Below are 12,428 nucleotides of genomic sequence, written 5' to 3'. Positions count from 1 at the left end.
TTTAAATCGTCAGAAGTATTAAAAAAGAAAGTTGGGCCTTATTCAATGGCTAAAGTATATGTTGTAACTGATTCCTCAGCTCAATTAAGTGAAGAAGAAATAAAAAATAATAATATTTATATTGTCCCTTTGGATATTGTTATTGATGGTGAACAATATGTTGATGGAGTAAATATTACACGCGATGAATTTATTTCTAAAATGAATTCATCAAAACAATTGCCAACAACATCGCAACCACCGTTAGGAAGTTATACTGAAATTTATGAAAAGATATTTGCTGACGATAAAGATGCACAAATACTTTCAATTCATATGACTGAGAGTTTGAGTGGTACGATTAATGCTGCTCGACAAGCTGCTGAGATTGTTAATAAAGATAATATTACAGTTGTAGATTCAGAATATACTGACTGGGGACAAACTTTCCAAGTGCTAAAAGCGGCGCAACTTGCTGCAGAAGGTAAGGCTATCGCTGAAATTTTGCCTATACTAACTGAAATTCGTGAAAAAACTCAACTACATATGGGTGTAACAACAATTGAAAATATTTTAAAAGGTGGACGCCTAGGACGATTAGCCGGAACTATTTCCACTCTTTTGAATATTAGTGTTGTTTTAAACTTAAATGATGGGAAACTAGAAATCGCAAAACGTGGCCGCGGTAAAAAAATAATTGATCGTTATCTTGAGGGTGTTTTTGAATATATTTCAGAACACAAAGATAATATTGAAATGATTGGCTTATCCGACTGTGATAATAAAGACTACTGTAAACAAATTGTAGATCGTATTAAAGAAGTTGCCCCAGAATTAAATGTACCTATTAGAACAACAAGCCCTGTAATTTCAACACATACAGGAGTAGGCGCATTTGCTTTAATCTTTTATGAAAAATAAATAAAAAGTAGATGGTGTACATCTACTTTTTTTATATGGTGAATATTAAATGAAGAAAAAAATAGCATTAGGAATCATTGGTTTATTAATGGTAGTCGGAATTGGATTTATTGTTAATGATTATGTAAATCAACAATCTACACCAATTGAAAAAAAGTCAAAGCCTCAAAAACTTAAATTAGTAGCTATCGGTGATTCTTTAACTTATGGTGTAGGAGATTCTACTAAAAAAGGTGGTTATGTTACTTTAGTAAGTAAGAAATTAGAAGAACATAAGAATGTTAATGTTTCATCAGAGAATTACGGAATTAGTGGTGAAACAAGCACACAGATTATTAAGCGAATTGAAAATAAATCCAAGATTCAATCAGATCTAAAAAATGCCGACATAATAACTGTAACTGTTGGTGGGAATGATTTGATGCATATCCTTTCTAAAAAAGGTTTGAAATTAAAAAAACAAGATGTCACAAGTGGGACAGTGAAGTTTGAAAATAATTTAAATACTTTAATTACAGATATTCGTAAAAATAATAATCACGCTCCGATTTATTTGATAAGTATTTATAATCCGTTTGGCGTATACTTAAAAGATATTAAATATATGACAACAGCAGTAAAAAATTGGAATGAGTATTCTAAACAGACAGCATCCGAAAATTACAATGTACATTTTGTAAATATTGATAAATTACTATCAGATCCCAAGAAAAAAACAAAAGATAAAAATGGAGATGTTGAGAATCCATATTTATTTACAGAAGATCACTTTCATCCTAACGACAAAGGGTATAAGTTAATCACGGATGAATTGTATAAAGTTATGATTAAATCTGAAGATAGTTGGTTAGAAACAGAATGAAAAGGCAAGATAAGAAAAAAAATACAAGTAGAAACTGGTGGAAAATAAGTTTTTTTAGTTTTATTACTATTCTTATTATTTTAATATCAGCATTAAGCTTTAAAATATTTACTCCGATTTCAGAAACTAATTCAGAAAAAAATATAATAAATCCAGAAGACAGTATTTTTACTGTTTCATTGACTAGAAAACAAGTGAATACAGTTGCTGGACAGTATATTGATGAATTTTTAACGAGTGATGATATTAAATATAAATTCAAAGTAGATGAAAAACATGCCAATATTTTGGGAAGCTTGAAGTTTTTAGGCTCAAATATTGACTTTAAATTAGTATTAGACCCTTATATCAAAACTAATGGAGATGTTCAGTTAAAGGCCAAGTCATTAAAATTGGGGACATTACCAGTTCCGTTAAGTTTTGTTATTAACTATATTGGTAATACGTATCATTTACCAAAATGGGTACAAATGAATAGTAAAAAAGAAATTGTTGATTTAAAATTGACACAATATAGAACGGAGACAGGTTACTCTGTTGAAGCCAAAAAAATTGACTTAAAGAATAATGATATAAAATTTGAAGTCTTTAAAAAAGGGAATAAATAATGATTAGAAGTTTTTATGAGTATCTAATGACGCTAAGAGATCCCAACGGAAAAGATGAAATAGCCCAATTTGCCAATTCGGCTTTTTATGATCTGACTTTTCCTAAGCAAGCAGAGAAATATTCTGAAATTTCAGAATATTTAGAATTGAGCGGTTCATATTTACCCAATATGGATGTTTTTGACGATGCATACCGGATGTACTTAGAAAGAAATACTAGATAGGATTAATATAATGAAAAAACGGTTTAATCTCTTAACTTTATTGTTATCAATTATAGGATCATTATTTTTAGGAATAATTATAACTATTACAGCAGTAATAGCTTATTTTAATTATGCAAATACTTATAATCAAACAGAACAAGCTGACTTACAACGATTTACGACGGTTTATAATGATTTAAATAAGTCATATTATAAGAAGACTGATTCTGAAAAATTAATTAATAGTGCTATTAGCGGAATGGTAAGTTCACTTAATGATCCATATACTGAGTATATTTCGGCTGAAAATATGGAATCATTTAATAATAATATTTCTGGTGACGTATCAGGTATTGGAGTCGTGGTTTCTACTAAGTCTAATGAAGTAAAGGTTGTTTCTGTTGTTAGTGATTCGCCGGCCGATCATGCTGGCTTAAAAGCAGATGATGTGATCGTCAAGATTGATAATAAGAATACTTCAAAAATGACTCTTGAAGAGACTTCAAAGAATATTCAAGGTAAAAGTGGTACTAGTGTTAAATTAACTATTAATCGTGGCAATAAAACATTTACTAAAAAAATCGTTCGAAAAAAATTAACAATTTCTTCTATTGAGTGGAAAGTTGATAAAGATAACAAAAAAGTCGGATATGTTCTGATTAAAGAATTCACTGATAATACCGCTAAAGATTTGAAAAATGCATTAAAGAAATTAGATAAAAGACAAGTTGAGCGTGTAATTATTGATCTTCGAGGTAATCCTGGTGGACAGTTAGATCAAGCAGTTAGTGCTGCGGGATTATTTTTGAAAAATGGAAGTACCGTGGTCTCAACAACGGATAGATCTAAAGAGAAAATAACTTATAAAGTTAAAAAGTCTGATAATAATGGTTATAAATTTAAAAAACCTGTTTCATTATTAGTTGATAAGAACTCGGCTAGTGCCGCTGAAGTATTCACGGCTGCTTTAAATGAGAATATAAAAACGCCTATCATTGGAGAAACAACCTATGGTAAAGGGATTGTACAAACAATCGTCCCCGTTGATACAACATCAGAATTCAAATTAACAACGGCAAAATGGTTAACTCCTAATAATAATTGGATTCATCATAAGGGAATTAAGCCAACGATTGCTGTAAAATCAGATCCTTTGCTTGATGAAATTGGATTTACTGATAATAAAACTTATCAAGCTGGCGATAAAAATGATGATGTGAAATTTGCTCAAAAAACCTTATCGGCACTTGGATATCAAGTTGATGCTTCTGGTGAGTTTAATGAACAAACAGTCCAAGCGATTAATAAATATCAAAAAGAAAAAGGGCTAGAACAAACAAGTAAGTTGGATAAGAACACTAAAGAGTCAATTTTAGTCTCTGTAGCATCTTATTTACAAGATCATGATAATGTATATCAAACAGCTGTGAAAACCCGTTAGGAGGTCAAATAATGGCATTTCATTGGTACCCTGGACATATGAACAAGGCAAAAAATCAAGTTCAAGATAGATTGAAGTTGGTAGATGTTGTTATTGAAATAGTTGATGCTCGTTTACCTTTGTCCTCGAGAAATCCTATGCTAGATTCAATTACTAACAATAAAAAACGAGTTATCATACTTAATAAGTCAGATTTAGCAGATCCCAAGGCTTCGACTGTCTGGCGTGATTATTTTGAAGAGCATGGAATTAGTGCTTATATAGTTGATTCAAAACATGCTAATAATATGAACAATTTAATTAACAGTATTAAAAAAGAAGTGGCACAAAAAGTTGAGAAGTATCAAAATGCTGGCGTTAAAAATTATAAAATCAAAGCTATGTGCATTGGAATTCCAAATGTCGGTAAATCTACAATATTGAATCGATTTGCCGGAAAAAATATTGCTGTAACAGGAAATAAACCTGGAGTCACAAAGAATCAAAACTGGATTAAGACCAAGTATGATGTAGATATTATTGATACACCTGGAATTCTTTGGCCTAAAATCGAAGATGAAAAAGTAGGTTTAAAATTAGCGTTAACAGGAGCTATCAAAGATAGTGTTTTTCATGCAGATGATGTAGCTTTATTTGCTATAGACTATTTCAAGAAATACTATCCAGAAAAACTTATTAAGGCCTATAAAGTTACGGAAGAAGACTTAGAATTAGAAAACCCTGAACTTTTATTGTTAATGACTAAAAAAATGGGAATGCGAGATGATTTTGATCGCATGTCTGAAAAAATTATGATGGATGTTCGAAAGGGAACTCTTGGAGCTTATACCCTAGATCAAATTGATGAGGCTGAGAATGCAATCGATTAAAGAAATTAAAGAAGTTTTGTGCAATAATCCAAGCCCGGAACAACTAGAATTAATTGCTAATGATCAAAGAAAAGGCGCTCAATTAGCATTAAAAAAATACTATAAAGAAATAGAAAGAACGGCCCAACTTGAGCGAGAATTTCTAGAACGCCAAAAATATGAAATTCCTTTGTGGAAGCAGGGAAAAATTGTAGCTGGTGTTGATGAAGTTGGAAGGGGTCCGCTAGCGGGTCCAGTTGTCACTGCTGCAGTTGTTTTGCCTGCCAACAACACTTTAAAAGAAGTGAATGATTCTAAACAATTATCAGATAAAAGACGTCGTATTTATTACCAAAATATTTGCCAACAAGCGTTAGATATTTCTATTGGAATTGGAAGTTCAGAGTTAATTGATACAGAAAATATTTATCATGCTACCGAATTGGTAATGAGACAAGCTGTTGATGGTCTAAATATGCGTCCGGATTTTTTATTAGTTGATGCTATGACAATTCCAGTTGATATTAAACAAGAAAAGATTATTAAAGGTGATGCTAATAGTGTTAGTATTGCTGCCGCAAGTATTGTTGCTAAGGAAATTCGTGATGATATTATGAAGATGTACGATATTATGTATCCTGGTTACGGTTTTGGACAGAATGCCGGATATGGCACTAAAATCCACCTTGAAGGCTTAGAGAATCAAGGGATTACACCTATTCATCGAAAATCTTTTTCACCAGTAAAAAATATAATTTAAAACATCTCGCGTAATTTGGTCGTGGAGGTGTTTTTTTATGAATAATTTATTTGCAAAAATTGCAGCGACAGAAGTATTGAGTAATAAAGAATTATTAGTTTTATTAAAGATGAAAGATTTAACAATCAATAATTTGATACATCAATTTCCAAATAAAGCGTCTAAAATAATTCGACATGATAATTATCAAAATTTTGAAGAATTAAATTTACAGATGATAACATTTCTTGATGAAGACTATCCTGATAAATTGCGCGAAGTATATAATCCACCGGCGATTCTTTATTATCGTGGAGAGTTAAGCTTATTAAATAAAACATCAATTGGAATAGTTGGCGCACGATTAGGAACTGAATATAGCCAAAAAGCTATCGAAAAAATATGTCGACGCTTATCAAATGATAAAGTTATTATTAGTGGTATGGCTAAAGGTGTTGATACGATGGCTCACTTAGGTGCGCTCAACAATAATTTAAAAACGATAGCAGTAATGGGAACAGGAATCGATGGTTGCTATCCGACTAAAAACAGAAAATTGAAACAAAGAATTGAACAAATGGGGTTAATAATTAGCGAATATCCAACAAAGCATGTTACTAAACCTTATAATTTTGTGGAACGAAATCGGATTATTGCGGGATTATCAAATATTTTAATTATCACCGAAGCAAAGAAAAAAAGTGGTTCATTAATTACGGCTAGTTTAGCGCTTGAAAATAATCGTGAAGTCTATGCTCTGCCTGGTTCTAATGAATATTTATTATCACAAGGAACAAATGAATTAATCCGTGATGGAGCACAAGTTCTACTATTATAAGTGTATTAATTCTTAATATTTTTCAATTTATGATTTGACAAAAGATTAATTACTATTCTATTATGGCTAAAGTTTGAAAACATAAATATGAAAGAGGATTGCTTGTGCCAACAAAAAATCTTGTAATTGTCGAGTCCCCAGCGAAAGCTAAAACAATTGAAAAATATCTTGGACGTAATTATCACGTTATCGCAAGTATTGGTCATGTACGTGATCTCCCTAAGAGCCAAATGGGAGTTGACGTTGATAACAACTATGAACCTAAATATATTTCTATTCGTGGTAAAGGGCCAGTCATCAAAGACCTAAAAAAAGAAGCAAAAAAAGCAGACAAAGTTTATTTGGCAGCCGATCCGGATCGTGAAGGAGAAGCTATTGCTTGGCATATTTCTCATTTATTAGATCTTGATCCAGAAGGTAAAAACCGAGTTGTCTTTAATGAAATAACTAAAGATACCGTTAAGGATGCTTTTAAAACACCGCGTGATATCAACATGGATTTAGTTGATGCTCAACAAGCACGTAGAGTGTTAGACCGTTTAGTAGGATATTCAATTAGTCCTATTCTTTGGTCAAAAGTTAAAAAAGGCCTAAGTGCTGGTCGTGTTCAATCGGTTGCTTTGAAATTAGTAATTGATCGAGAAAAAGAAATTAAGGCATTCGTTCCTGAAGAGTATTGGACAATCGATGCTCAATTCACACACGGAAAATCTAAGTTTGATGCCAAGTTATATGGTGAGAACGGTAAAAAGATTCCATTAAACAATAATGATCAAGTTCAAGCTGTTCTTAAAAAAATAGATAAGAAAAAAGATTTTGAAATTTCCGATGTTCAAAAGAAAGAACGTCGCCGCTCAGCTCCAGATCCATTTACTACTAGTTCATTACAACAAGAAGCTAATAGAAAATTAAACTTCAAAACTCGTAAAACAATGATGTTAGCTCAGAACTTGTATGAAGGTATTAAGCTAGGTAAGGGAGAAGGTACAGTTGGGTTAATTACGTATATGCGTACTGATTCTAAACGTATCTCAGCTGTAGCTAAAGGTGATGCTGCTAACTTTATTGTTGATGAATATGGTCCAGAATATTCTTCACACAAGAGTAAAAAATTGAAGAACCAAGAAGGAGCACAAGATGCTCATGAAGCAATTCGTCCTTCTTCAGTGTTCAGAACTCCTGAATCAGTAAAAGAATATCTTAGTCGTGATCAATTCAGATTATATAACTTAATCTGGTCACGATTTACTGCTAGTCAAATGACACCGGCGGTTATGGATACAGTTACTGCAACTATTGAACAAAATGGTGTTCAATTCAGAGCTAATGGTTCTCAACTTAAGTTTGCTGGTTGGCAAAAAGCTTATAAGACAGATAATGATGATAAGGATAAGAAGCTTCCTGACTTAGCAACAGGTGATGCTGCTAAATTGAACAGTACTAATCCTGAACAACATTTTACTCAACCACCTGCAAGATATTCTGAAGCTTCATTAGTTAAAGCCTTAGAAGAAAATGGTGTTGGCCGACCATCTACTTATGCACCAACAATCGATACAATTCAAAGACGTTACTACGTTAAATTAAATGGTAAAAGTTTTGAACCAACAGAATTAGGTGAAATTGTTGATGATTTGATTGAAGAATATTTCCCTGATATTGTTAATATGGAATTTACTGCTAAACTCGAAACACAACTCGATGAAATCGAAGTAGGTGATGAAAATTGGGTTAAAGTTGTAGATGAGTATTACAAACCATTTGCTAAAGAACTTAGTGTAGCTGAAAAAGAAATTGAAAAAGTACAAATTAAAGATGAACCAGCTGGCATAGATTGTGAAATTTGTGGAGCTCCAATGGTTATCAAGATGGGACGTTTTGGTAAGTTCTATGCTTGCTCACGTTTCCCGGACTGTCGTAATACAATGACAATCACTAAAGAAATTGGTGTGGTTTGTCCTAAGTGTGGCGAAGGTCAAGTTATCGAAAGAAAATCAAAACGTAACCGAATTTTCTACGGTTGTTCTAGATATCCTGAATGTGATTTTGTGGATTGGAACAAACCGGTAGGTCGTGATTGTCCAAAAGATGGTCATTATCTAGTTGAAAAGAAAGTTAAAGGTGGTCGCCAAGTGGTATGTCCAAATGGCGATTATGAAGAAAGTATTCAAAAATAATAAAATATGTGTCACCTTCAGTTACTTGTGTTAATCTATCAAGTAATTGGAGGTGTTTTTTATTTTATGGAAAAAATGATAGAAGATTTTATAACTTATTTGACTATAGATAGAAACTACTCCGAAGAAACAATTAAAGCATATCGTGATGATATAAATATTTTTGTAAGATTTTTGAAAGATCAAGGTGATTTCAAAGGATTTGAGAATGTTGGTTCAATTGATATTGATAGTTACTTAGAATATATGGATAATAAAGAGTATTCAATTGATACAGTTCAGCGTCGAATCTCCTCATTACGATCATTTTATAAACATTTGCAACGCAATCAATTGATAACAAATGATCCGTTTGACCTTGTGCAATTAAAACGTAAAAGTCGTAAATTACCAAGATTTTTTTATCAAAAAGAGATAGATATTCTTTTTAAAGCCGTTCAAGGTGATACGCCATTAATGCAGAGAAATTCAGTGATTTTAGAACTGCTATATGGAACCGGAATGCGTGTTAGTGAGTTGGCAGATTTGACTCTGTCACAAATTGACATGGGAATGAACGTTATTCTAGTGCATGGGAAAGGTAATAAGGATAGATATGTTCCTTTTGGAGAATACGCTAAAAAATCACTTAAGAAATATTTGTCAGAAGGACGAATGCAATTAGTTGAAAAAAATAACGAAAAGAGTGATTATCTATTAATTAACAAAAATGGAGTAAAAATTACTTCTCGAGGAATTGAATATGTGCTAGATCAACTAATTAAAAAAACTAGTTTAACGGCAGATATTCATCCTCATATGTTAAGACATACTTTTGCGACTCACATGCTAGATAACGGAGCGGATATGCGAACTGTTCAAGAGTTGCTTGGACATAGTAGTCTATCAACAACTCAGATTTATACGCATGTAACTATGGAACATTTACAAAAAGATTATCGAAACTTTTTTCCCAGATCATAAACTTAGGAGATATATAAATGACAACAATTTGTGCCGTGAAAAATAACGGAAAAACAGCTATTGCTGGAGATGGACAAGTAACAATGAGTGAAAAATTCATCATGAAAGGTTCAGCTCAAAAAGTTAGACGAATTTATGATGATCAAGTGATTATTGGATTTGCTGGTGGCGTTGCTGACGCATTTACTCTACAGGAATGGCTAGAAGAGAAGCTAAAAACTTATTCAGGTAATTTAAAAAGAGCGGCTGTAGAGCTTGCTCAAGATTGGCGTAAAGATCCAACACTTCAAAAACTTGAAGCTTTATTAATTGCAATGGACAAAGAAACTATCTTACTAATTTCTGGTAATGGTGAAGTAATTGAACCAGATGAAGATGTTATTGCAATCGGATCTGGTGGAAACTTTGCTCAAGCTGCAGCTACCGCAATGATTAGACGTGCTAAAGATATGACAGCTGAAGAGATAGCCAAAGAATCAATTAATATTGCTTCTAGCATTGATGTTTATACTAATCAAAATATTATTACAGACAAATTTTAAGGTGGAATAAATGAACGAACAAAAAACTCCTAAACAAATAGTTTCTGAACTTGATAATTATATAATCGGACAAAATGCCGCAAAAAAATCTGTAGCGATAGCTCTTTATAATAGATTTCGCCGTACTCAGTTGCCTATCAAGCAACAACAAGATATTACCCCTAAAAACTTAATGATGATTGGACCAACAGGTGTTGGTAAAACTGAAATAGCTCGTCGATTGGCAAAAATTGTTAAGGCGCCTTTTATTAAGATCGAAGCTACTAAGTTTACTGAAGTGGGATATGTTGGTCGTGATGTTGAATCAATGATTCGTGATCTAATGGACGTTGCTGTTAAAATGGCAGAAAAAGAAGAGTTTAAGCTTGTACGTGGTGAAGCAACTCGTGAGGCGGATAAGAAGCTAGTTAAAATTTTGGTGCCAGGAATTAAGAAACAAACGCGTCAAAATGATATGGCAAGCATGATGAGTATGTTAAATAATTTATCAAGCGGACAAACTCAAACAGAAGAAGAACAAGAAGAAGTTACTGATGAAATCAGAAACAAAAGATTAACAATTAAAGAGCAGTTGGATAAAGGATTACTAGACGAAAAAGAAGTAACTGTTCAACTTGAAGAATCAAATAAAGTTAATCCCATGAATGATACGATGGGAACAATGGGCATTGATATGAGTGGAATGATGAACAGCATCATGCCCAAGAAAAAGATTTCTAGAACTCTTCCTGTAAAAGAAGCACGTGAATTAATAATTGAAGAAGAATCAAACAAGATTGTTAATCACGATAAGATTTATCAAAACGCAATTAACTTAGTTGAAAACAATGGTATTATTTTTATTGACGAGTTCGATAAAATTGCTGCCGGTAATAAGAAGAACAGTGGTGAAGTTTCTAGAGAGGGTGTCCAACGTGATATTTTGCCAATCGTCGAAGGTTCCCAAGTTAATACTAAATATGGAGCTGTAAATACAGACCATATCTTATTCATCGCTTCTGGAGCTTTTGCTGAAAGCAAGCCTAGTGATTTAATTGCTGAGTTACAGGGACGTTTCCCAATTCGTGTAGAACTTGAAGAATTAAGTGAAGCAGACTTTGTAAATATACTTACAGTTCCTAACAATGCTTTAGTTAAGCAATATATGGCATTAATTCAGACTGACGGAATTAAATTAACATTTACAAAAGAAGCAATTGAAGAAATTGCTAAGGTTGCTTTTGAGTTGAACCGTGAAAATGAAAATATTGGTGCTCGTCGATTACATACTGTATTAGAGAAATTATTAGAGGATATCCTTTATGAATCTCCTGATATGAATATGGGTGATATTACTATTACTCAGAAGTATGTAGATGATCAAGTTGGTAATATTGTTGCAGATAAAGATCTTTCAAAATATATTCTATAGGAGAGTAACATGGATAATATAAGTTTAGAAAATGAATATCTAACAGCTTCAATTAACTTAAGTGGTGCAGAATTAGTTAGTGTTAAAGACAATAATGACGGTACAGAATACATGTGGCAAGCTGACCCTGAAGTATGGGGCCGACATGCTCCTGTACTATTTCCATTTGTTGGAAAATTAAAAGATGATCAATTTACGTATGAAGATAAAGAATTTCATATGACACAACATGGATTTGCACGTGATATGAAGTTTGAAGTCGCTGAACAAAGTGGTAATTTTGTTTCACTAGTTTTAAAAAGTTCAGCTGAGACACTAGCTAAATATCCATTTGAATTTGAATTTTATATTAACTACACGTTAGACAAACGTTCAATCCTTGTTAACTATCAAGTAATTAATCCTAGTGATAAGACTCTATACTTCTCAGTTGGTGCTCATCCAGGATTCACATTACCTCTAGGAGAAGACTTGAAGTATTCTGATTATTACTTTGAACTTTCGCCTGATATTGAACGCTATCGTATTCCATTAGATTATTCTAATATTAAACCTGCTGAACATTACTCAACTAAAGAAAACAATATTCCAATAAATCGTGAGCTATTTAAAGATGATGCTCTAATCTTTGAACTAGAAGGTGCAAATACAATTTCGATTAAGAGTGATAAAAGCACTCGAGGGGTTGATATTTCATCTGATAACGCTGAATTTGTTGGTCTCTGGTCAACATATCCTACTGATGGACAATTTGTATGTATTGAACCATGGTGGGGAACAGCTGATAAAGTCGATGCAAGTGGTAAGTTTGAAGAGAAATTTGCTATTAAGCATTTAGACAATCAAAATGATGAGTTTAATGCTAACTATACAATTACTTTTAGAGCATAAAA

The 12,428-nt window shown here is 32.5% G+C and carries 13 protein-coding genes; all 13 read left to right on the top strand.

The window, feature by feature from the left end:
• Positions 1-45: 45 nt before the first annotated feature.
• Positions 46-900 (top strand): DegV family protein, encoded by an 855-nt coding sequence (locus RD055328_RS03460; protein ID WP_244087413.1) that lies wholly within the window; start codon positions 46-48, stop codon positions 898-900.
• A gap of 49 nt (positions 901-949) precedes the next feature.
• A complete protein-coding gene (locus RD055328_RS03455) occupies positions 950-1,762 on the top strand; it encodes an SGNH/GDSL hydrolase family protein (RefSeq protein WP_244087412.1) in 813 nt (270 codons plus the stop codon).
• Positions 1,759-2,370, top strand: coding sequence for a YpmS family protein (locus RD055328_RS03450; protein WP_244087411.1), 612 nt, complete (start codon positions 1,759-1,761; stop codon positions 2,368-2,370). Before RD055328_RS03455 ends, RD055328_RS03450 begins: the two co-directional genes overlap by 4 nt.
• The gene (locus RD055328_RS03445) at positions 2,370-2,594 is read left to right on the top strand and encodes a YozE family protein (RefSeq protein ID WP_244087410.1); all 225 of its coding nucleotides are present in this window, start codon (positions 2,370-2,372) and stop codon (positions 2,592-2,594) included. Before RD055328_RS03450 ends, RD055328_RS03445 begins: the two co-directional genes overlap by 1 nt.
• 10 nt (positions 2,595-2,604) lie before the next feature.
• Positions 2,605-4,017, top strand: coding sequence for a S41 family peptidase (locus RD055328_RS03440; RefSeq protein WP_244087409.1), 1,413 nt, complete (start codon positions 2,605-2,607; stop codon positions 4,015-4,017).
• 11 nt (positions 4,018-4,028) lie between these two features.
• Positions 4,029-4,886, top strand: a complete 858-nt coding sequence (ylqF, locus tag RD055328_RS03435; RefSeq protein WP_244087408.1) for a ribosome biogenesis GTPase YlqF — start codon at positions 4,029-4,031, stop codon at positions 4,884-4,886.
• Complete coding sequence (locus tag RD055328_RS03430; protein ID WP_375708062.1) at positions 4,873-5,625, top strand: ribonuclease HII; 753 nt, start codon at positions 4,873-4,875, stop codon at positions 5,623-5,625. Before ylqF ends, RD055328_RS03430 begins: the two co-directional genes overlap by 14 nt.
• Before the next feature lie 37 nt (positions 5,626-5,662).
• Positions 5,663-6,442 (top strand): DNA-processing protein DprA, encoded by a 780-nt coding sequence (gene dprA, locus RD055328_RS03425; protein WP_244087407.1) that lies wholly within the window; start codon positions 5,663-5,665, stop codon positions 6,440-6,442.
• Positions 6,443-6,546: 104 nt separating this feature from the next.
• Positions 6,547-8,619 (top strand): type I DNA topoisomerase, encoded by a 2,073-nt coding sequence (topA, locus tag RD055328_RS03420; protein ID WP_244087406.1) that lies wholly within the window; start codon positions 6,547-6,549, stop codon positions 8,617-8,619.
• 66 nt (positions 8,620-8,685) lie between these two features.
• Positions 8,686-9,582: a tyrosine recombinase XerC gene (gene xerC, locus RD055328_RS03415; protein WP_244087405.1), complete on the top strand. Its 897-nt coding sequence runs from the start codon at positions 8,686-8,688 to the stop codon at positions 9,580-9,582.
• Between the two features lie 17 nt (positions 9,583-9,599).
• The gene (gene hslV / locus RD055328_RS03410) at positions 9,600-10,124 is read left to right on the top strand and encodes an HslVU peptidase proteolytic subunit (protein WP_244087404.1); all 525 of its coding nucleotides are present in this window, start codon (positions 9,600-9,602) and stop codon (positions 10,122-10,124) included.
• Between the two features lie 10 nt (positions 10,125-10,134).
• Entirely contained in the window at positions 10,135-11,535 is a 1,401-nt protein-coding gene (gene hslU, locus RD055328_RS03405; protein ID WP_244087403.1) for an ATP-dependent protease ATPase subunit HslU, read from the top strand.
• 9 nt (positions 11,536-11,544) lie between these two features.
• On the top strand, positions 11,545-12,426 hold the full coding sequence (locus RD055328_RS03400) for an aldose 1-epimerase family protein (RefSeq protein WP_244087402.1): 882 nt from the start codon (positions 11,545-11,547) through the stop codon (positions 12,424-12,426).
• Positions 12,427-12,428 lie beyond the last annotated feature (2 nt).

The organism is Companilactobacillus sp. RD055328, assembly GCF_022835675.1.
GTDB lineage: Bacteria > Bacillota > Bacilli > Lactobacillales > Lactobacillaceae > BQUT01.
Note: the sequence above shows the minus strand (reverse complement) of the source record. Positions and strands in the feature narration are given on the sequence as shown.